Genomic DNA, 22,559 nt, shown 5'->3' with positions numbered 1-22,559 from the left:
CTGTTGTGTTTTAGTAGTATGAATCAACTTGGAAGAACTATACATGAAATACCATTTTCTGTTCTTCATGGAAATTCCCGATATAATAACTAGTTTTTTATTATTTGTATGAACCTACATCTAAAAAGATATTTTTAAAAGTTAATCCCGTGTATACGGCAGGGAGGAGTGGTATTTTTGTTAATCTATCCCCGCTTTTATCGGTTAATCGTATCCATTTTTCCTACAAAGTCTTTTATCGTATCATATCGGTTTATTTTCGTATCTTTTGAATATCGATATATTACCTTTAGTTTACTTCCCTCTGTTCCTAACATAACTTCTCTACCATACTGATTTGCTAATTCAAATATTTTGGATCCATCAATCATCTGGCTCCTATCTACTGAAACAAGCATTTCAATCTTGTAATTTTTTTCTACTATGGATTCAATCTTTTCTTTTTTTGCTAACCATCTGAGTTCAGAAACAATGAAAAGATTCTCTACCTCTGTAGGGAAATCCCCAAATCGATCCAATAATTCATCTTGCAAGTCATGGATATCCTGCTTAGATGAAAATGTTTGGAACTGCTTATACATATCGATTTTCTGTCTTTCATCCTCAATATAAGTGTCCGGTATATACGCATCCATTGATAAGTTTAGCTCTGGATCAAATGGTTTAACATCCTTAATATCTTTACCAAGCTTACGAGCTTCAATAGCATCACTTAGCATTTGGTTATACATATCAAATCCAACTGAATCAATGAAACCATGTTGTTGTGCCCCAAGAAGATTACCAGCTCCACGGATGGATAAATCACGCATAGCAATTTTAAAGCCTGATCCTAATTCCGTGAATTCTTTAATTGCTTGTAGTCGTTTCTCGGCAACCTCTGTTAAAACCTTGTCTTTTTTATAGGTAAAGTATGCGTAAGCAACACGGTTTGAACGTCCAACCCTACCTCTTAACTGATAGAGTTGACTTAAACCCATCCGGTCCGCATCATAGACGATCAACGTATTCACATTGGGAATATCTACACCCGTTTCAATAATGGTAGTACTTACCAGAACATCAAATTCTCCTTCTAAGAAGCCGAACATGACATTCTCAAGCTCTGATTCATTCATTTGTCCATGAGCAATCGCAACCCGTGCTTCTGGTACTAACATTCCGAGATCTCGAGCCATTTTATCAATACTTTCCACTCGATTGTATAAGAAAAATACTTGACCACCACGGGACATTTCTCTTTCAATTGCTTCACGAACCAATACAGGATTGTATTCCATTACATATGTCTGGATAGGGAAGCGATTCTCTGGTGGTGTTTCAATTACAGACAAATCACGAACTCCAAGCATAGACATGTGTAAGGTTCTTGGAATTGGTGTTGCCGTTAGCGTTAGAACATCGATATTTGATTTCAATTGTTTAATTTTTTCCTTATGCTTAACTCCAAATCGTTGTTCTTCATCAACAACTAATAATCCCAAATCATGATACTCAATATCCTTAGATAACAGTCGATGGGTTCCAATTACAATATCTACTAGTCCTCGTTTTATTCCGTCGATTGTTTCTTTTTGTTGTTTAGGTGTTCTAAATCTGCTTAATAGACCAATATTAATTGGATAGTCCTGAAACCGTTCCCGAACCGTTTCATAATGCTGTCCAGCAAGAATCGTGGTTGGGACAAGGAATGCAACCTGTTTCCCATCTGCAACAGCTTTAAAGGCAGCACGGATAGCCACTTCTGTTTTGCCATATCCAACGTCACCACATAATAGTCGGTCCATCGGTCTAATACTCTCCATATCTTGCTTTATCTCTTCGATACAACGCAGTTGATCTTCTGTTTCTTGATATGGGAATGATGCATCAAACTCCCGCTGTAACTCCCCATCTTGTGAATAAGCAAATCCTTTTTGAGCTTGTCTTTCTGCGTATAGTTTGATTAGATCATCTGCAATATCCTCAACAGAGCTCTGTACTTTGCGTTTTACTTTAGTCCATTCACTACCACCTAACTTATACAGCTTAGGCTCTTTTCCCTCTGAGCTAACATACTTTTTAACGAGATCAATTTGATCTATAGGAACGAATAATTTATCGTCACCAGAATACTTAATTAGCATATAATCCTTATGCTTTCCACTTACTTCTAGTGTTTCTATACCTAAATAACGTCCAATACCGTGACTAGTATGAACTACATAGTCCCCAACTTTTAACTCTTGGTAATTTTGAATTCGTTCCGCATTGGAGATATTCTGTTTCTTTCTTGGTCGTTTGGATTTTTTCTTAAATAACTCATTCTCTGTTATGACAACAAGCTTATGCATAGGTAATTCAATACCACTTGTCATATTAGCTACAGCAATAGTAGGAACTTCTACTGGTAATTGTAAGTGGTCTGTAATCCCTGCTTCAATATCATAGTCAGCTAAAATGGATTGAACTTTCTCTGCCCTACTTTTACTTGGTACGGCAATAACAACAGAAAAGTCTCCCTTGGACCAACGCTTCAATTCATTTTTAAATAAATGCATTTGACCATGAAACTCTTGCATTGCTCTTGACGAAAGGTTAACGATATTCTGTGGGTTTGTATTAGGAATATGACGTAAAAATACAGACATATAAATTCGCGTGGCATTCATATTGATAAATACAGAATGCCAGTCAAAGGAGAATCTTCCACCAGCCACCATTTTATTTGCTTCTAACAGACTGCTATACCATTCCGCTTCTTCGTGATCTAAATTTGTAGCGGTTTCCTGTATTCTACTCATCTCATCAAGAATAATAAATCCGTTTGTTGGTAAATAATCTAATAAACTAGCAGGTTTATCATAGAAAAAACCTATGTATTTATGCATTTCCTTGAAGTGGTCTAAACTCTTTAGACGTTCGATATCCCCTTCAATCGCTTCTACTAGTTCTTCCTTCGATTCTTTTGACTTCATTTTCTTTAATGTGTTGATGAGGGCCTCTTCTAACCTATTTGCTCCGGTAAGAATATCTTCATTCGTTAAAAGTAATTCCGTTGCTGGTCCAACCGCTATTCTTTGCAAGCGGTCTAATGATCGTTGCGTATCGGCATCAAAATAGCGAATAGAATCTACTTCATCATCAAACATTTCAATTCTAATAGGATGGGCCTCTGTTAGTGGGTAAATATCAATAATTCCCCCACGACGACTAAACTCCCCTGGTGTTGTTACCATGGAAGCATGTTCATATCCCATATCCACTAATGAACTTAAATAAGAATCCAGTGCAATTTCTTCACCTTCTGAGAAGGTTAGTTGGTATTTACTCCAATAATGTATTGGGGGCAATATTCGTTTCAATGCTGCTACTGGTGCAATTAAGATACCAGATTTTTGATTGGTCCATTTTGTTAAAGCATCTATCCGTTGGCTCTTTAACTCCGGACTAGATATAGCAATATCAGAAGCGATTAACTCATTAACAGGATATAAATGGACATGGTCCTCGTCCACTAATACAGTTAAATCATCATATAACTGCTGAGCCTGGACTAATTGATATGTAACAAGGAGAATCGGGCGTGTAGTCGCCGCCTCCAGAGCAGAAACTAGCATACTTCTAGCTGAACCAGATAGTCCTGCAACTAATTGCTCTTTTAAGTTTCCTTCGATTCCGCTAATAATAGACTGTACGTCTTTTTGTGACTCTAAATATTGATTAAAACCTTTCACTTCAAAACCCCCATTGTGACTTTCCCAAATGTTGGATTTGCTAAGTTAATAGCATTTTTCCTATTGCCAATCCGCTGCTCGAATACACTTCACTTTTGCTACCACCATAAGAGCGACATCTGCTCAGATTAGGATCAGCGCAGTGTCTACCTTGCCGTGTATTCGTGCACTCTGTGCAAACAATTAATTTTTCCTATTTATTTAGTTACAAACAACCATCCAGGTTAAATCTACTAAATAAAGCAGAAAAATGCCTTGGTTTGGGGACCAAAGCTTTGTATAACTTTATGTTTTATTGTATGAAATAATCTAATTCGTGATATTCAGGATGTGTTCCAAGGGTTTCTTCACAGTTTTCGCAAATCGCTTGGATATGTACGTCCCCATTTGATTTATATTGGATCATTTCTTTTTTTTCCTCATCTGATAGCTTATTCCAACCGAGCAATGATGTATCAATAACTTGCTCATTAATTTCACCAATTACATGCCCACAGTGCCTACAAGTATAGACAACAGACATAGGATAACCTCCTCGTATAAACATTAACTACTAGTTAATAGGTTTATCCGAAAAGACTCATTTTATACAATTTACACATAAACTGGCATGTTATGCATTAAATTCATTCATTACTTCTTCAAATTGTTTATTCAACCACTTTTCACAAGCATCTGCAGCTTTCTGAATACTTTCTTGTACAGCAACTTGTTCTTCCTTTGGAAAGGATCCTAGCACATAATCTACAACAGGAATTGGTGATGTTGGTCGTCCGACACCCAGACGGATACGTTTAAAATCCTTCGTTCCTAAATGATCGATGATGGAGCGAATTCCATTATGTCCACCATGTCCACCCTTTTGGCGTAATCTAACCTTACCAGTTGGTATATCTAAATCGTCATAAATAACAAGTACATCTTCAACATTTATATCATAATATTCCATTAATGGTCTAAGGGATTCCCCTGATAGATTCATGTAGGTTTGTGGCTCTAGGAGAATAACCTTCTCACCATTAATAGTTTCGATTGCATATTTGCCTTTAAATTTATCTTTGTTAAGGTTGAGGTTATGGCGTGATAATAATTCATCGATTACCATGAATCCGATGTTATGACGTGTGGCTTCATATTTCTTCCCCGGGTTTCCTAAACCAATAATACATTTCATTTTGACTCTTCCTTTTGTTTTTATATATTTATGCTAACAAATTATCATATACTAATAATATTGCCCGAGTTTGGGATGCTCACAAGTTTAAAGCATCTGTTTGATGTATTAAAATAAAACAACCATTCTATATAATAACAAATACAATAATCCCTCCAGTATAAATATATTTATATGGAGGGTTATTGTTTTTATAGTTAAAATTTGAACTTGTGTTTTGTTTTAGTCTTCATTCGCTTCGGATTGGGCTTCTCCAGTAAATTCTGGTTCAGATCCAGTTTCTTCTTGGCCTTCCATATCCGCGTTGGTATTTGGTGCTAGAACACTTGCTACTACTGTCTCAGCATCTTCTACCACTTCGTAGGAAGTTGATTCTCCCAATTCAGCTACGGTGATAATATCTCCGATGCTTTTATTAGAAATATCCACGGTTATCTCATTCGGTATGTTATTCGGTGTCGCTCTAACGGTTACTTCATAGAGTGGTTGTTGAACAACGCCATTTTCCGGTTCACCTTCTAAACGAACAGGAACTTGAGCATCCAATTCTTGAGACATGTTCACAATGTAGAAGTCAGCATGTAAGACACTATTTTTCACATAATCAGATTGATAATCATGTAACATGACATTAATAGCTGAATCTCCTTCAACTTGCAAGGATATTACTGCATTTATTCCTTCATCGCGTACTGTTTTAAGTAATTCCAAACTATCAACTGAAATTGATTTAGACTCTTTTTCTTTTCCGTAAACTACCGCTGGAACTTGTCCCTCTTCACGGAGTTTTTTTGTTGCCGATCTTGCATGATCTTCTCGTTTCATTGCACTTAAGGTAACTGACATAATATATCATCCTTTCGATTAATTAAAAACTAGCATCTCATCCAATGGTGGTGACAACTTTCTCGTTATATGAAATTTTCTACCTAAATCTTCTTACATAATATAGTATGTTCCCTTAAAACACACAGACTAAACATTAATCAAATAAAATACTAACGGATTGTTCTTCATGAACACGAATAATCGCTTCACCAATAAGTGGTGCTACAGATAATTGGGTTATCTTATTTATCATCTTATCTTCTGGTAGAGGAATAGAATTCGTAATAACTAATTCTTTTATTTTCGAATTTTCTATACGTTCAATTGCCGGACCCGATAATACAGGATGTGTACAGCATGCGTATACTTCTTTAGCGCCATTTTCGACTAAAGCATTTGCAGCAAGTGTAATCGTACCTGCAGTATCAATAATATCATCGATTAAAATTGCTGTTTTGCCTTCAATATTCCCGACAATGTTCATAACCTCAGCAACGTTAGGACGTGGTCTTCTTTTATCAATAATTCCAATTGGTGCTTTCAGACGGTCCGCCATCTTTCTAGCTCTTGTTACTCCACCATGGTCTGGTGAAACAACGATCACGTCATCAAAGTTTTTCGCTTCAAAGTAATCGGATAGAAGTGGAACACCTTGTAAGTGATCAATAGGTCGATCAAAGAATCCTTGAATTTGTGGAGCATGTAAATCAAGTGTAATAACACGGTCTGCACCTGCTGTTTCAATTAAATCAGCAACTAATCTTGATGTGATTGGTTCTCTCGCTCGCGCTTTACGATCTTGTCTAGCATAACCATAATACGGCATTACAACGTTAATCGTTTTTGCTGATGCACGCTTTAATGCATCTAACATAATTAATAGTTCCATTAAATGTTGGTTAACGGGTGAACACGTTGATTGTACAACATATACATCACAACCACGAACACTTTCTTCAATATTGATTTGAACTTCCCCATCACTAAATGTTGTTACCATACATTTTCCAAGTGAAATTCCAATGTGGTCCGCAATTTCCTCTGCTAACTTTCGATTCGAATTAAGCGAAAATACCTTCATGTTTGAATTTTGATATTGAGACATCAAGTAAACCCTCCGTATTATTTATCTTTTAGTCTGTTTTTTAGACGGGATGCGTAGCCATCTTTATTTGTCTGTCTTGCACGAGCAACAGATAAAGCATCTTCTGGTACATCTTTCGTGATTGTCGAACCAGCAGCAACGTAAGATCCTTTTCCAATTGTTACTGGGGCAATCAAATTAGAGTTACAACCTATAAATGAATCATCTTCGATTGTAGTCAAATATTTATTTTTCCCATCATAGTTCACTGTTATTGTACCACAACCAATATTAACATTATTTCCTACTTTTGCGTCACCAATATAACTTAAATGGGAAACTTTACTTCCTTTTCCTAACTCTGCCTTCTTAATCTCTACGAAGTTACCAACCTTCGCTTCATCGCCAATATTGGCATCTGGTCTAATATGTGCAAAAGGACCAACGTTAACACGTTCGCCAATTTTACTATCCGTAGCGACACTTTGTTTAATAACGGATTCTGCACCTACTACACAATTGGAAATTTCACTGTTTGGACCAATAATGGCATTTTCATGAATAATTGATTTCCCAGAGATGATTGTACCAGGGTGAATAACTACATCCGATTCGATTACGACATCTGGGTGAATATACGTATTTTCTGGATCAATGATAGATACGCCATTACGCATATGCTGCTCATTAATACGAAGCTTCATCGTCTTCTCCGCCTGTGCTAAAGCAACACGATCATTTACACCAAGCGTTTCATCGAAGTTTGGAGTTAGAAAGGCACTAACCTTTTCTGATTTATTTTTTAGTATTTCAATAACATCAGGTAAATAATATTCCCCTTGAGCATTATCATTTGAAACTTCTTTTAACGCTTCAAATAATGACTCATTATCAAAACAATACGTACCTGTATTTATTTCATCTACTAATAACTCATCACTTGTAGCATCTTTATGCTCAACAATGCGTTCTACTTCACTTTGTTCATTCCTAATCACTCTACCATACCCAAATGGATTAGGAGCTTTTGCCGTTAGTATAGTCGCTTTTGATCCTTCTTTCTCATGGTGATCAAAGAGCTTCCTGAAGGTTTCTTCTGTAATTAATGGTGTGTCACCACAAACAACTATTGTTGTACCCTTTTTATCTTTCATTAATTCTTCTGCTTGAATTACTGCGTGTCCTGTTCCTAGCTGTTCTTCTTGCAGAACAAACTTCGTATGATCTCCGAGGTGTTCTTTTACTTTATCTGAACCAAATCCAACAACTGTAACAACATCCTCAAGACCAACTGCACTCACTTGCTCAAGCACATGTTGAACCATTGGCTTATCTAAAACAGGATGGAGTACTTTATATAATTTAGATTTCATTCTAGTACCTTGCCCCGCCGCCAGTATAATAGCATATCTTTTCGTCATGAGGTACCCTCCAATATTTAAGATAGTTCATTTCCCCTATCTTTTATCCATTTTGACTATATCCTAAAAAACAGCTGATTTCAACAATTTGAACAGTAAAATGGAAGTGGCAGCTTGCTAGTAGTCTAACTTGGAGGGAATCTGGCTATTAGGATTGATAAAGAATATTTATAGACACAAAAAAAGAAGGCTAATCTTGGGAGATTAGACCTCTAGTTGTAAAGGGTTTCATTTTTAGGAAGCTCCAGCTTCCTCAAACTCGACTTCTTCACCTGCACGGCGATATTCTTCTAACACTGCGTCCTGAATTTTAGAACGCGTACTAGAGTTAATCGGATGCGCGATATCTCTGAATTCACCATCAGGAGTTCGCTTCGATGGCATAGCCACAAATAATCCATTGTTTCCATCAATCACGCGGATATCATGAACGACAAATTCCTGATCTAACGTAATAGATGCAATAGCTCGCATTCTACCTTCCGTGTTTACACGGCGTAATCTTACGTCAGTTACTTCCATGCTGATTCACCACCTTTATACTTTTGAGTTAATTAATAATTCTACAAATAAATTAAAATTCCTGCTTAAATTTGAAAAAAGTTTAATAATTTACACAAAAAGTAAAAAATAGATGTTTTTTACTAGTTTTCAGATAGTTTCTAAAATAAAAAAAGACCCTAATTATGAATAGGGTCTAATCAGTTATATAAAGTTACCACGTTGTACGGAAATAAAATTCTCTTTAATATCAACATCCGATATTTTCACTAGAGATGTATATTCGTCTACCATTCGCTCTTCTTCTTCATCATCCGCTTCAGCTAAAACTCCAATGGCTTTCACATTAGCATTAAATTCCTTTAAGAGACTAACCATCCCATTAATAGTTCCACCAGCTTTCATGAAGTCATCAATGATACATACATTGGATCCTTCCTCGAAACTACGCTTTGGTAAAACCATTGTTTGGATTTTTCTTGACGAACCAGATACATAATTTATGCTTACAGATGAACCTTCTGTTACTTTTGGATCTCTTCTAACGATCACTACTGGTACATTTAAGAAAGAAGCAACAGCATAGGCAAGTGGAATACCTTTTGTAGCAACCGTCACTACAACATCAATTTCTAAATTGGAGAATTTCGAAGCAAAAATTCTTCCAATTTCACGAACTGTTGATGGTTCACCTAAAATATCACTCATATAAAGATAGCCACCAGGTAGAATTCGATTAGGGTCCTTTAACCGTTCACACAACCAATCAACAAATTCTATTCCATTTTCTCTAGATGATTCCGGGATATACATAACTCCACCAGTAGAACCGGCACTTCTCTTTAAGTAACCAATGCCTTCTTCACGCAAAAGTTCATCAATAATATCTAAATCTTCACTAATGGAAGCTTTTGCTGCATTATATTTATTTGAAAAAGATGGTAAGTTTTTATGTATTCTAGGGTTTTCTAGAAAGAAGTTTGTTAATGCTACTAAACGTCCACTTCTCTTCATATCTTCACCTCAAAAACCGAATTATTTTATATAAACATACCACCATTATATGCTTATAGCAAGTTCTACCCAATTAAACGTACTAAATAAACCTCCGCGCAAAAACCTTTCATTCCATTGTAAATTCTTTGTGCTTTACTTTCATGTTCTACTAGTCCATACACAGTAGGGCCACTCCCACTCATTAATACACCAGAAGCACCTGCTTGTCCCATCTTCTCTTTAATCCGTAATATTTCTGGATGAATAGAAGAGGTGATTGCTTCTAGAGAATTACCAATATTGTTACAGAGCATTGTAAAGTTCTTTTCATACAATGATTGAATAATCGCTTCCGTATTAGGGTGAGTAATTTCATCGATTTTCACACGTTGAAAGATAGTTCTCGTTGATACACCAATATCTGGCTTTGCCAATACTACCCAAAAGGGTGGTGGTGAAGGCAATCTTTCAATTATTTCTCCAAAGCCTTTGGCAATTCCGGTTGAACCATACACACAAAAGGGGATGTCTGAACCAATTGTCGATCCAAGTTTAGCAAGTTCTTCAATCGGGATATTCATATTCCACAATTGATTTAGTCCCCGTAGAACTGCCGCAGCATCTGTACTTCCACCACCTAGACCAGCAGAAACTGGGATGACCTTTTCAATTTTAATATGTACCCCTTTAGTAATATTATATTTCTGTTTAAAAGCTTTCGCAGCTTTATAGGCCAAATTCCGTTCATCATTTGGAACATATCTACTCCATAGTGAAACCTCGATACGGTCCTCCGTTAAAGTATTTAACTCAATTCGGTCTGCTAAATCAACAGTTGTCATAATCATTTCCACATCATGATAACCGTCTTCACGCTTCCTAAGAATATCAAGGGAAAGGTTGATTTTAGCAGGCGCCTTCTCAAAATGAGTCATATCCGTCACCTACTTTTTTCATGTATGGAAATTGTATCATATTATTTTTAAAGGTGAAAGTGACTGCTTTGATAGGCTTTTTAGAAATCTAGATTGTATAAAAAATGGATATTTTCTAAAAGGTTATTGATTACAAATTTTGTTATAGACTGTGCGGTAGCCTTTATGGATAGCTGGAGTTGATGAACTGCTATCCCCCGTTCCGGAAATACACGGAGACTCCTGCGGGAGGATAGGCATAGGGAGGCTCACCAGCCGCCCGCGGAAAGCGGAGTGTATTTCCGGAGCGGAGTTAGAAGCTCAACTTAAAATCCTAAGTGAAATTACCGCGCAGTTTCTATCAACAGTGAAAACAGAAGGCATTAAGTATAGTATAGATAGAAAAAAAGAGCAGATCCATTATGATCTGCTCTGCATATTTTGCTCGGCTATTTCAATTGCACGTTTTACCATGTTCCCAGCATCCCTTGCCTTAATTCCGCCCCAGCCTTCTTTTTGCACGGTGTCGTAAAAGCCTAACTCTTTTGCAATTTCTTCTTTCAGTTGGTCAGACATTAACCCACGTCTACCCATGAAAGAACAACCCCTTCCCTGTTATAACTTGTTACGACATTCTTAGCTTGTTCAAGTATGACGGTTATAGACCAGTTATATTTAGGTAAATTAGGGAAATCCTTCTTAAAACTGATATTGTTTTAATAGACTTTCTAGTTTTAATGCCAGTGTGATATTCCCCTCAACCTTAAGCTTACCTGTCATAAATGCTGTCATACTATTTAAATTACCCGCCAAAAACTTTCTAAATACAGTATTTTTCATTTTTAATATGCAGTCAGCATTACCATTCGTATCTTTTTTAACAGAAAAACCCCCATCATTAAATGAAAGTTGGTATGTGACATCCTCATCTGTAATTTGTACTTGATATGTACCCGTCATATCTGAATATGGATTTTTATCTTTGGTCAATTTATCTTCAATTTCTTGCCAAATTTCTTGAATTGTTCCATTCTCCAGTGTCCCCATTATAATCCCCTTTGAAATATTATTTTAATTATCAAATAATTATATGCAAACTCATCACTTTTGCCAAGCATTATGTGGGTAATTATTTCTATACTAGAGTGGACATAGGAATTGTTTATCAATAAAAAACAAGGATCAGTAATCCTTTTGGGTTACTGATCCATTAACGTTGCATTTGCATGAAGATTTTCATTGAAGTCTAATTCTACTGTTTCTGTTAGTACGTCTGCATAGCTGTATGAAACACGTTCGAAAGCATTTTCGTCTTGATCTAATTCAACAATAAATACAGAAGGATACGTTTCTGCTAGTACTCCCGTTCTTTCTATCGTCTTCCTTCTGCCACCATTAGCTTTTAATGTCAATCGTTTTCCAATCTGACCTTCAAGACCTTGCTTGATTTCGGTTAATGTTTTAGCCAATACACTCCACCTCACTGTAGTTAAACTATACCATATGCTTGTTTAAAAGTCAAATAAAATCTTTTATTATAACAAGATATGTTTTTAGGTGTCAACAAGTAAATTTCACCTATTAGGTTTATTATTACAAAATATTGTCGGATTATGTATTTTTTTTTACAATTTGCTATTTATTTTAACCTCAAACAGTTATAACGGTGCAGTTTACCAAATTTTCTATTCATTAACTATAAACATTGCATTTTTTAAAAAAGTATTTAACGAGTCAAAACCCGACTTACATGGAAGTTAGCCGAGTTTTATTTTTATTGATTTGCAATTGATTCATCTGACTCTTGGTCACTATCTGTTAAATATGGTAAACCTGTACGAAGGAGTCCCTTTGTCTCTACTCCGCCCATACCTTTTTCTCCTGTCAGTGTATTTCGAAGTGCATCCCATACATTTACCTTTTCCATAAATGGTGTATATGCTATTTTTGCGGCGATATAAACAGGATCTAACGCATGGATATTAATCCTTAATGGAGAGCTTGCAAAATTAGCTCCAGCTCGAATAAGCGATTCAAAATGAGACTGACAAGCTCCCGCAAATATTACCAATTGATCGAGATTAGGAACCAATTTCCTAGCTTCTCTAACGGTTTCTGCAAAGTACTTTGAGTGACGATATGCACGAATATCATCTTTTGTCCCTTTTGCTTTTGAAAACGAATCATGTCCTGTAATTACAATAATATCAGGTTGTATTTTTTCGATTAGTGACCGAATATGAAAAGACATTTCCTTCTCATTCAGATGAACCCCATGAACTTGAAGTCCTAATCGTTGATATAGCGCGATACATTTTCTTAAGTACATTTGATCACCATCTAAATGAAGAACTTTAGCCGGTATTTGAAAGTAATCGGTATATTGATAGCCATCTGTTGATTGGTAATCACGCTTTTCTTTCATAAGCTGATAATCCTGTCTGAATAAACGATACGAAAACTCTTCTTGTTCTTTACCTTTTTGCCTTCTTTTTACAAGATCCCTTTCTTCAACCTTCACTAAATCTTCTAGAGGAGCATCCGCTTCTAACCGAATATCCTCCCCATGTAGGATTGCCTTTTCCTGCTTTACCTGGGAAATTCGAAATAATAAATCATGATGATATGATTTCCTTGTTACTAATTCACCTGTTGTTCTACGTTCCATATATACACCTCACAGCCTTCACTGAAGAAAAAAGCATTCTCCTCTATAGACTATGAGTAAAGAGCCTTATACGTGCTTTATAACAATTAGAAAAGGGTGCCCATAGTGGACACCCTTTTAATTTCTCTGTATTTTATAAAATGCATTAGCCAAAACACTAAATTCCTTCATATCAAGTGATTCTCCACGTCTTGTTCCATCAATACCGATAGATTCTAACGTATGATTTATCGTGTCTTTATCCAGTATTCCTTTGAAATGGCTAGATAAATTATTCCGAAGGGTTTTTCTTCTTTGTGCAAAACAAGCTTGAACAATAGTAAAAAAGTAATCTTCATCTTCAACATGAACAGGAGCTTCGCTACGAGAAACTAATTTCAAGATTGATGAATCAACATTTGGTTGCGGCATAAATACGGTTTTAGGGACATTCATAACTACTTTTGCTTCCGTATAATATTGGATTGCAATCGTTAAGGAACCGTAGCTCTTTGTATTTGGTCTTGCAGCCATACGATCAGCCACTTCTTTTTGAATCATAACTGTAATACTTTCAACAGGCAAACGTTCTCGTAATAATTTCATTAATATCGGAGTGGTTATGTAGTAAGGGAGGTTTGCCACGATGTTTATGGACTGATCCCTCTTAAAATTTTCATTAATAACCTGAAGCACATCAGCCTTTAAGATGTCCTCATGAACGATACGAATATTATCATACTCTGAAAGGGTGTCTTGTAAAATCGGTAGTAGTCTACCATCGATTTCAAAAGCAACAACCTTATCTGAATGGATTGCGAGTTGTTCCGTCAAAGCTCCAATACCGGGACCAATTTCAATGGTTCCTGACGTCTGACCAATCCCTGCATGGCCAATGATATTTTTAAGTACATTAACATCAATTAAAAAATTTTGTCCTAGACTCTTTTTGAATGTAAATTCATATTTTTGTAGGATTTCCTTTGTACGTATCGGTGTAGCTATATATTTCTTATCCATTCGTGTCCTCCTGCTCTAACCTTAGCATTGCCTCTTCAAATTGTACCCTTGTTATTTGGAACATCGTTAAACGCTTTAGTAATTGCTTGCCATTAGTATGCCCGATTTGTACTAACTCTCCAAGTTTTTCGCGTTTCCTACTTGCGCCTGGGCCTCCAATTAACTGATGATCTATTAAATCCTTCTTTGTAATGTCTGTTTGTTTAATCTCTGCCAGTTCATATACGTCCTTTAGAGCCTGCTGTATAGCTTCTACGGATGCATGCTCTATTCCAAGGCTTTTATTATTTGGATGCTTAGCACGTGCCTTATCTTGCGTTAAGAAGGCATGCTTGCAACCGGGTACGTTTTGGTCAATTATATGTCTAATTCGTTCCCCAGGATAATCAGGGTCTGTAAAAATGATGACTCCACGTTTTTCTTTAGCATGTTTAATTTGTTGTATTGTTCTTTGGCTTATTGCTGATCCGTTTGTTTCAATGGTATCTGCATCGACAGCTAGTTTTATTTTTGTTGTATCATCTTTTCCTTCGACAACAATTACTTCTTTTATTTTCAATGGATGTTCCTCGCTTTATACAAAATAAAATATGCTCTTACCACTATAACACGGTAAGAGCACTCATTTCATTAGTCTAAAATTTTTACTTTTACTTTTCTTACGCCCCATTTATAGGCATCAGCTTTTGTTGGCACATGTATATCAATTCGCATACCACTAATATTACTACCAGTATCTCCAGCAATTGCTTCTCCATAACCTTCAACCCAAACTTTCGTACCCAGTGGAATTATGCTTGGATCCACTGCTATAACCTTTATATTTGGGTTTGCTTTCAGGTCAATTCCAGTAGCAGTATACCCAGAGCACCCACTACAATCTGAAGTAAATGCACTTGCTGTCATTGTAAATTCTTTTCCACTACTATCCGAAAGTGTTACAAGGTTCTGCTGTTCTTTCGTCCCAATAGCAACTATGCGATTTTTGCTTTCTTTAGTCACTTCTTCCGTAACTAATTCCCGGTTTACTTCTTCCCCGTTTTCATATATAACTTCATATGTTTTAACAACGGTACCGTCTTCGCCTGCAGCAATTACTTGCTCTTTACCTTTTGCAAGGGAACTATCTTCACGCGTCTCTGTCTTAAAAGCAATCGAATCTGTCACTTCTTCATTCTTTTTTTCCACTCGAACAATGGAGATGATTGTGTCCTTTGAAACAGTTTGGTCTAGAGCCGGATTGACTTTATCAAACGCTGATAGTTGGATATCATTGGACTTTAATAAATCATTAACTGAACCACCTGTTGCCCAAACACTAGCTTCATTTCCACCGTCATTAATCATAACTTGATAAGCTTTTGTAATAGAAAGGGTCAGACCATCTGTAATTACCTCTTCTAATTGGTGGGATACATCATCATGTTCAGAGACTGATAGATTGAGACCATTTAGAAAATCCTTAACTGTATCTTCAACAGTAAAATATTCTTCTTCTTTGCCATCGATGGTTACAACAACTTTATTTGCTTTTTTATATTCAATCTTCATTCCGTCTGCAATCTCTGCATTTAATTCATGCGATAGTGCATCATGAACTCCAACTTTTATTCCTACTTCTTCTAGTAGTTCTTCAACTGTATCAGCATGTGTATGAATGGTTCTATCTTTTTCATTTTCAGTAAATACTATTTCATTCTGTGTTGCGTAAAATAGCATTACACTAGCAAATGTTAAAAGCACTACAATACCAATACTTGAATTGACCAGCATCCGTTTCGAGGCCGGCAATAGCTTTGAAAGAATTCGCATGCATCTTGCCTCCTTATTCGAATTGATTATATAGACAGTATTATGATAATGTAAATGCTTATAGGATTATGGTTATTTTACAATTAGGTAACAAAGCGGATAAAAACATAATTCATGATTGACATTAAAACGCATCAAACCTTTGATATTACTGTGTTTTAACTCTCTTAAAAAAATTGAAAAGGACTAGGCATTCACCTAGTCCTTTTAGTCTAAAATTATGAAGAAGTTGTGACCTTTTTAGGAAATATTAACTAATCACGTGGATAGTCTTGGAAGAAATAAAGTAAACCTCGAGGACTAACTTCACACTTATGTAAAAAAATGCCCCTTACTTTTTCCTTACGCAGCCATATTATTATGTTTGGGATTTTCCCCGTACTTATTACTACCTGGCATGCTATCAAGACAATTAAATACTAATATAACAATCCCTCCGGCTAATGGAATAAAATTAAAAAAGACCCACCATCCACTCTTACCAATATCATGTAGTCGTCTAACAAGCACCGCTAGACTAGGAATAAGTGCTGCAAGTAGATAGACTGCTGAAAAATAGCCAAGAATTCCTGGATCAGCATCTCTCCCCTTTATAGCTAACTCTATGGCAGTTGGAACAAAAATAATTAACAAGTTAAATAGCATAAACATCCAATACTCTTGTCGTCTTGCCCTACCATTGAAATTAGCATAATTTCTCCATACCTTCAGATACCACTGCATAAAAATCCCCCTACACATCAAAAAATTCCAAATAATTACACATTGATTATAGGTAACTTATAGATATTAATAAATAGGGCTTTTTTCCTCATTGATTTACCATTATTAGCGTAAAATTTTAAAAAATCTTAGAGCATTTTCTGTTGTTTGATTACTAAACTCTTCAAAGGAAATTCCTCTTAGTTCTGCAATTTTTTCTGCTACTAATTCAACATATGCAGGTTCATTTCGTTTACCTCTATTTGGATGTGGGGCTAGAAAAGGAGCATCTGTTTCAATAAGAAGTCGATCTAATGGGACTTCTACTGCTACTTCTTTTGGTAGTGGAGCATTTTTAAACGTTACAGGCCCGCCTAGTGAAATATAAAAGTTCATATCCAGACAAGTTTGGACGTATTTTACAGAGTCATTATAGCAATGCATAATTCCTCCTACTTCTTTTGCATTTTCTTCTTGAAGAATTTCTATGATATCCTCTGTTGCTTCACGATTATGAATTATGATTGGCATCTTTACTTTTTTTGCTAATTGAATTTGCTTTCGGAATACTTCTTTTTGGATATCCTTAGGTGATTTATCCCAATGATAATCGAGTCCCATTTCGCCAAGGGCAACAACTTTTGGATGACTGGATAGCTCTTCAATCCATTCGAGATCTTCATCTGTCATATCAATTGCATCAACTGGATGCCAGCCTACCGCTGCATATATAGTTTCATATTGTTCCGCAATTTCAATTGCTAGGGGTATTGTTTCTCGATCGAAGCCGACTACAACCATATAGTTAACTCCTGTTTCAAAGGCGCGCTTGATTACTTCGTCTCGGTCTTGTTTGAACTGTTCTGCGTTCATGTGAACGTGTGTGTCGAATAACATATGATTTTTTCCTTTCTATTAGAAAAGGTCAGGATTCTACAAAATGTAGCATGCTGACCTTTTATTATGGTTCTCTGATTATTGCCCACGGTCCAAAAACATTCCACTCTTACTTTCAAGCACCGTGAAACCAGAGTAATATCCTTATAAGTACCTACAATTTTATTTAACAATAGACCCATTTGGTAATGATTGTTCTACTGTTGCTAGGGATAGGCTTCCATCTGCATCTTCACCAGATAGGATCATTCCTTCTGACATTTCTCCGCGCAATTTAACTGGTTTTAGGTTGGTTACACAGATTACTTTTTTACCAACCATTTCCTCTGGTGTGTAGTATTTTGCAATTCCTGAGATTACTTGTCGTTTTTCAGTACCTAAATCCAGTTGAAGTTTCAACAATTTGTCTGCCTTTTTCATCTTTTCTGCGTGAATTACTTCTGCTACTCGCATATCTAGCTTCATGAAATCATCGTAGACAATTTCCGCCTTTTTGTTAGCTTCAACTTCTTCTTTTTCTTCAGGCTTAGGTCCTTGCATCATAGCTTTAATTGCCGCCACTTCTTCCTCTACATCTAAGCGTGGGAAGATTGGAGAACCTTTTTCAACTTGCGTACCTGCTTTAACTTGCCCTAACTCATAAATACTTTCCCATTCTTTTAATGCTTCATCTTGGATACCTAATTGTTTAAAGATTTCTACAGGTGCTTTTGTTAAGAATGGTTGAAGCATGACAGCAACCACACGTAATGAATCTGCTAGATGAGCCATTACATTACCAAGTCTTTGTGTACTTGCCTCATCTTTTGCTAGAACCCATGGCTCTGTTTCATCAATATACTTATTGGTGCGACTTATTAATTGCCAGATGGAAGATAATGCGACAGAGAATTGCATATTTTCTAATGAATCTTCAACTTGCTTAATAGTTTCATTAATCATTGCTTCTAATGACTCATCGACTCCTGTTTCTCCTAAACGATATTCAGGAAGTTTTCCATCAAAGTATTTTACAATCATGGCAACAGTACGATTTAATAAATTTCCTAAGTCGTTTGCCAAGTCGAAGTTAGTACGCTCTACAAAGCCTTCTGGGGTAAAGACCCCATCTGATCCAAATGGAACTTCGCGTAATAAGTAATAGCGTAATGCATCTAAACCGTAACGGTCAATTAAGCTCACTGGGTCAACAACATTCCCTTTTGACTTAGACATTTTTCCGTCTTTCATCAAAATCCACCCGTGTGCAAATACTTTTTTCGGTAGTGGTAAGTCAAGTGCCATTAACATAATTGGCCAATAAATCGTATGGAAACGAACAATTTCCTTACTCATTAAATGAACATCTGCAGGCCAGTATTTCTTGAACTTCTCATCATCGTCCGTTCCATAGCCAAGAGCCGTAATATAATTACTTAATGCGTCAATCCATACATAAATTACATGCTTCGGATCCCCTGGAACTTTAACTCCCCAGTCAAATGTCGTTCTAGAAACAGCAAGATCTTCGAGTCCCGGTTTAATAAAGTTATTTAACATTTCATTTTTACGACTTTCGGGTTGGATAAATTCTGGATGTTCATCATAGTATTGTACTAGGCGGTCCACATATTTACTCATCTTAAAGAAATAGGACTCCTCTTTAACCATTTCAACTTTTCCACCACAGTCCGGGCAATGACCATCAACCAATTGCCTTTCGGTAAAAAAGGATTCATCTGATGTGCAATACCAGCCCTCGTATTCATCTAGATAAATATCACCTTGCTTAACTAGTTGATCAAATATTTTAGCAACAACTTTTTTATGACGCTCTTCCGTTGTGCGGATAAAATCATCATTGGTAATCTCTAACTTCTGCCAAAGATCTTGAATACCACTAACAATTTCATCCACATAGGCTTGCGGAGTAACTCCTTTTTCTTCTGCTTTACGCTGAATTTTTTGACCATGTTCATCTGTACCTGTTAAGTATCTTACGTCATAGCCACGCATGCGTTTATAACGGGAAATAGCATCCCCTGCTACTGTGGAATAAGCATGTCCAATATGTAATTTTCCACTTGGATAGTATATCGGAGTTGTTATGTAAAATGTCTTTTGTTCACTCATTAGAATGCCTCCTCGAATCCTTTATATGATTCTTCTATTGTATCGACTTTTCCTGTAGATTTCCATATTTTCTTATTGTGTATAGCTCTTCTATCTTGAATTATTAGCGATACGCACGTGTTTTAGACACCCTTCCATGTATAATGTTTTACTTTTAATCACTGTATTGGAATATTTATATAATTTTTTACTGATTTTTGGTTTATTTAGGTAAAATATCGGGTAATGGAGAAAAGAATACTACTAATACATAAAATTTTCCTATTATTTATTGAATTGCATCAACAGAATTGACAGTAGTAGAAAGGTTTGCTAATATAACAAAAGAAATATGTCGAAAAATGACGAAATTTAATTGTAGGAGGAGGGGATACATATGAAATCTACTGGTATTGTAAGAAAGGTAGATGAATTGGGAAGGGTCGTTATTCCGATTGAACTTCGTAGAACATTAGACATTAATATCAAGGACCCTTTAGAAATTTATGTAGATAATGATAAGGTCGTATTGAAAAAGTATCAACCAAATATGGCTTGTCAGATTACTGGGGAGTCTTCCGAAGAAAATATTGCATTGGCAAATGGTAAAATTGTTTTGAGTCCCGAGGGGGCACAACAATTAATTAATGAAATTCAATCTCGTTTTAAATAAGTAGTGATAAATGCGGTGCCCTGTTGTAACAGGGACTATACTGAAGCACTATAAGTATTATCCTATGGAATACAAGCCCAATTATAAACACAAGAGGAGCTTGATAGTTAACAAGCTCCTCTTTTATTCATTCAATATGATAAGCCTGATATACATCTCTTTTTGGGAGATTTCTATCTTTTGCTACTTGTTTTATGGCATCTTTACTAGACAGTTCTTGCTCGTGGATGTAATAATCAACATGGGCTGGAATTTCTAAATTACTCCACCAATTTTCTACTTCCTCTAACTGCTCTTCCGAATTACCTTCAACCACAATACAAAATTCACCTTTAAGCTCACTTTGATTTGTCCATTCTATTAACTCGCTTGCAGTACCACGAACATATTCTTCAAATCGTTTCGTTAATTCACGAGCTATGGCTATATTTCGGTTTCCAAGTTGTTTTTGTATTGCCTTTAAAGTTTCTTTGACTCGGTATGGCGACTCATAAAATAGTAAAGTTGCTTTGTATCTCCCTAATCTCTCTAGTTCTTCTTCTTTTTCCTTTTGCTTCCGAGGTAAAAACCCGTAAAATAAAAATTCCTTATTAGGTAGAGCTGATCCCACTAATGCACAAAGGGCTGCATTCGCTCCAGGTAAAACAATTACTGAGAAATTCTTCTCTGTTGCTGCTTTAACGATTTCATAACCAGGATCGGAAATAGCAGGCATACCTGCATCACTTACTAAAGCAATGGACTCACCATTTGCAAGTTTCTCCAGAAGCTGATCCTCACGTCCTAATTTATTATGTTCATGATAACTTATAAGAGCAGTAGAGATGTTAAAGTGATTTAATAATTTTATAGTATTACGTGTATCTTCTGCAGCGATAACAGAAACTGATTTCAAAATAGAAAGAGCACGATACGTAATATCCTCTAAGTTACCAATTGGTGTTGGAACAACATATAGTGATCCCTCATTACGATTCTCAAAGCTCTTTTGAATCATCATAGCTCATGACCTCTTTCAATTTATCTCGGATCAATTCAAATTTTCCTTTACGAGTTAACTGCTTAATTTCATATTCCCGCTTCATTGCTGTTTCCTTTGTTGGAAATTTTTCCACAAACATTATCTGAAAAGGTCCTCGACCACGAGTATACTTTGCACCTTTTCCTGATTCATGCATTTTCAAACGGTTTTCTATATCATTCGTATAACCCGTATATAATGAACCATCGCCACATTTTAAAATATATACGGTATGTTCCCGATCAGTCATAAATAATCTCCTTTGCTTCCTCAGTATACGTGCCATCTTCCTTATAAATATATAGCGGTGGCAAGATATGTAAGTCTGCCTTTCCATCGCGAATTCCTTCTACTAATAGCATATTTGCTTCTCGACCCTTTTTCGGATAAACAAGTTGTAAACGTTTTGGTTCAAGTTTATAAGCTCGAAATGTCGTTAGAATATCAACAAGCCTTCCAGGGCGATGAACCATTGCAACCTTTCCTCCAGGTTTAACATGTAATTTACATGCTTTAACAGCATCCTCTAATGTACAATACACTTCATGCCTAGCAATGGTTAGAAATTCATTTTGATTATGCTCAGTGATAGATGGTGTTTTAAAATATGGGGGATTACAAGTGACCATATCAAAACTAGAGTGACTTAATTCCTCTTTTAAATTTCGAATGTCACCTTGAATCATATTAATTTGCTTGGTTAGATTATTAAGTTCAACACTTCTTTTAGCCATACTAATAATTCGTTCTTGTAATTCCACACCAACTATATTCACATTTGTTTTCCTTGATAAAAGAAGTGGAATAGCCCCATTACCACTACATAAGTCTAGTATATTCCCTCTCTTTAATGGTATAGACGCAAAACTGGCTAATAATACAGCATCTAGTGAAAAAGAAAAAGCTGTAGGGCTTTGAATAATTTGCATACTTTCATCTGCGGTCAAATAATCAAGCCTCTCATCATCAAGTAGTTGAACCATTTTAAAAATTCCTTTCTAGTTTTAAGAGTTATATGTTCATTCCTGTTACGGCACTTGCTCCAAACAATCAGGTACATCC

At 36.0% G+C, this 22,559-nt stretch carries 23 protein-coding genes; 1 reads left to right on the top strand and 22 read right to left on the bottom strand.

What is annotated here, in order from left to right:
• Positions 1–197: 197 nt before the first annotated feature.
• The 19 genes from mfd to metG form a co-directional block, all read right to left on the bottom strand.
• A complete protein-coding gene (gene mfd / locus K332_RS0116890) occupies positions 198–3,716 on the bottom strand; it encodes a transcription-repair coupling factor (RefSeq protein ID WP_026908538.1) in 3,519 nt (1,172 codons plus the stop codon).
• 292 nt (positions 3,717–4,008) lie between these two features.
• The gene (gene fin, locus K332_RS0116885; RefSeq protein WP_026908537.1) at positions 4,009–4,239 is read right to left on the bottom strand and encodes an anti-sigma-F factor Fin; all 231 of its coding nucleotides are present in this window, start codon (positions 4,237–4,239) and stop codon (positions 4,009–4,011) included.
• Positions 4,240–4,329: 90 nt separating this feature from the next.
• Positions 4,330–4,890 (bottom strand): aminoacyl-tRNA hydrolase, encoded by a 561-nt coding sequence (pth, locus tag K332_RS0116880; RefSeq protein ID WP_026908536.1) that lies wholly within the window; start codon positions 4,888–4,890, stop codon positions 4,330–4,332.
• Between the two features lie 222 nt (positions 4,891–5,112).
• Positions 5,113–5,736: a 50S ribosomal protein L25/general stress protein Ctc gene (locus K332_RS0116875; RefSeq protein ID WP_026908535.1), complete on the bottom strand. Its 624-nt coding sequence runs from the start codon at positions 5,734–5,736 to the stop codon at positions 5,113–5,115.
• Positions 5,737–5,872: 136 nt separating this feature from the next.
• Positions 5,873–6,826 carry a ribose-phosphate diphosphokinase gene (locus K332_RS0116870; RefSeq protein WP_026908534.1) on the bottom strand — a complete coding sequence of 318 codons (954 nt, stop codon included), beginning with the start codon at positions 6,824–6,826 and terminating at the stop codon, positions 5,873–5,875.
• A gap of 14 nt (positions 6,827–6,840) precedes the next feature.
• Positions 6,841–8,223: a bifunctional UDP-N-acetylglucosamine diphosphorylase/glucosamine-1-phosphate N-acetyltransferase GlmU gene (glmU, locus tag K332_RS0116865; RefSeq protein ID WP_026908533.1), complete on the bottom strand. Its 1,383-nt coding sequence runs from the start codon at positions 8,221–8,223 to the stop codon at positions 6,841–6,843.
• Between the two features lie 234 nt (positions 8,224–8,457).
• Entirely contained in the window at positions 8,458–8,745 is a 288-nt protein-coding gene (gene spoVG, locus K332_RS0116860; protein WP_026908532.1) for a septation regulator SpoVG, read from the bottom strand.
• 183 nt (positions 8,746–8,928) lie between these two features.
• Positions 8,929–9,738: a pur operon repressor gene (gene purR, locus K332_RS0116855; protein WP_026908531.1), complete on the bottom strand. Its 810-nt coding sequence runs from the start codon at positions 9,736–9,738 to the stop codon at positions 8,929–8,931.
• Positions 9,739–9,803: 65 nt separating this feature from the next.
• Entirely contained in the window at positions 9,804–10,655 is an 852-nt protein-coding gene (gene ispE, locus K332_RS0116850) for a 4-(cytidine 5'-diphospho)-2-C-methyl-D-erythritol kinase (protein ID WP_026908530.1), read from the bottom strand.
• 399 nt (positions 10,656–11,054) lie between these two features.
• On the bottom strand, positions 11,055–11,228 hold the full coding sequence (locus K332_RS0116845; protein ID WP_026908529.1) for a small, acid-soluble spore protein, alpha/beta type: 174 nt from the start codon (positions 11,226–11,228) through the stop codon (positions 11,055–11,057).
• A gap of 105 nt (positions 11,229–11,333) precedes the next feature.
• Positions 11,334–11,681 carry an SCP2 sterol-binding domain-containing protein gene (locus K332_RS0116840; RefSeq protein WP_036689167.1) on the bottom strand — a complete coding sequence of 116 codons (348 nt, stop codon included), beginning with the start codon at positions 11,679–11,681 and terminating at the stop codon, positions 11,334–11,336.
• Positions 11,682–11,833: 152 nt separating this feature from the next.
• On the bottom strand, positions 11,834–12,103 hold the full coding sequence (gene veg, locus K332_RS0116835) for a biofilm formation stimulator Veg (RefSeq protein WP_026908527.1): 270 nt from the start codon (positions 12,101–12,103) through the stop codon (positions 11,834–11,836).
• A gap of 305 nt (positions 12,104–12,408) precedes the next feature.
• Positions 12,409–13,302 (bottom strand): sporulation peptidase YabG, encoded by an 894-nt coding sequence (gene yabG / locus K332_RS0116830; RefSeq protein ID WP_026908526.1) that lies wholly within the window; start codon positions 13,300–13,302, stop codon positions 12,409–12,411.
• A gap of 117 nt (positions 13,303–13,419) precedes the next feature.
• Positions 13,420–14,301 (bottom strand): 16S rRNA (adenine(1518)-N(6)/adenine(1519)-N(6))-dimethyltransferase RsmA, encoded by an 882-nt coding sequence (rsmA, locus tag K332_RS0116825; RefSeq protein ID WP_026908525.1) that lies wholly within the window; start codon positions 14,299–14,301, stop codon positions 13,420–13,422.
• Entirely contained in the window at positions 14,294–14,860 is a 567-nt protein-coding gene (gene rnmV / locus K332_RS0116820) for a ribonuclease M5 (RefSeq protein ID WP_026908524.1), read from the bottom strand. Before rnmV ends, rsmA begins: the two co-directional genes overlap by 8 nt.
• 71 nt (positions 14,861–14,931) lie before the next feature.
• A complete protein-coding gene (locus K332_RS0116815; protein ID WP_026908523.1) occupies positions 14,932–16,113 on the bottom strand; it encodes a G5 and 3D domain-containing protein in 1,182 nt (393 codons plus the stop codon).
• Between the two features lie 342 nt (positions 16,114–16,455).
• Positions 16,456–16,836, bottom strand: a complete 381-nt coding sequence (locus tag K332_RS0116810) for a DUF805 domain-containing protein (protein WP_026908522.1) — start codon at positions 16,834–16,836, stop codon at positions 16,456–16,458.
• A gap of 105 nt (positions 16,837–16,941) precedes the next feature.
• Positions 16,942–17,712, bottom strand: coding sequence for a TatD family hydrolase (locus K332_RS0116805; RefSeq protein WP_026908521.1), 771 nt, complete (start codon positions 17,710–17,712; stop codon positions 16,942–16,944).
• Between the two features lie 162 nt (positions 17,713–17,874).
• A complete protein-coding gene (gene metG, locus K332_RS0116800; RefSeq protein ID WP_026908520.1) occupies positions 17,875–19,824 on the bottom strand; it encodes a methionine--tRNA ligase in 1,950 nt (649 codons plus the stop codon).
• A 376-nt stretch (positions 19,825–20,200) separates the two neighbouring features.
• Between metG and K332_RS0116795 the strand changes: the two genes are divergently transcribed.
• Positions 20,201–20,476: a transition state genes transcriptional regulator AbrB gene (locus K332_RS0116795; protein WP_026908519.1), complete on the top strand. Its 276-nt coding sequence runs from the start codon at positions 20,201–20,203 to the stop codon at positions 20,474–20,476.
• 127 nt (positions 20,477–20,603) lie between these two features.
• On the opposite strand, the gene rsmI is transcribed toward K332_RS0116795, so the two are convergent.
• The 3 genes from rsmI to K332_RS0116780 are packed head-to-tail and all read right to left on the bottom strand — an operon-like array spanning position 20,604 to position 22,480.
• Positions 20,604–21,476 carry a 16S rRNA (cytidine(1402)-2'-O)-methyltransferase gene (rsmI, locus tag K332_RS0116790; RefSeq protein WP_026908518.1) on the bottom strand — a complete coding sequence of 291 codons (873 nt, stop codon included), beginning with the start codon at positions 21,474–21,476 and terminating at the stop codon, positions 20,604–20,606.
• Complete coding sequence (locus K332_RS0116785) at positions 21,454–21,747, bottom strand: GIY-YIG nuclease family protein (protein ID WP_026908517.1); 294 nt, start codon at positions 21,745–21,747, stop codon at positions 21,454–21,456. Before K332_RS0116785 ends, rsmI begins: the two co-directional genes overlap by 23 nt.
• The gene (locus K332_RS0116780; RefSeq protein ID WP_026908516.1) at positions 21,740–22,480 is read right to left on the bottom strand and encodes a tRNA1(Val) (adenine(37)-N6)-methyltransferase; all 741 of its coding nucleotides are present in this window, start codon (positions 22,478–22,480) and stop codon (positions 21,740–21,742) included. The genes K332_RS0116785 and K332_RS0116780 overlap by 8 nt, the downstream gene beginning before the upstream one ends.
• Positions 22,481–22,559: the final 79 nt, after the last annotated feature.

This window comes from Paucisalibacillus globulus DSM 18846, from assembly GCF_000482485.1.
Classification (GTDB): Bacteria; Bacillota; Bacilli; order Bacillales; family Amphibacillaceae; genus Ornithinibacillus; species Ornithinibacillus globulus.
This window is presented reverse-complemented; position numbering and strand designations above follow the sequence as displayed.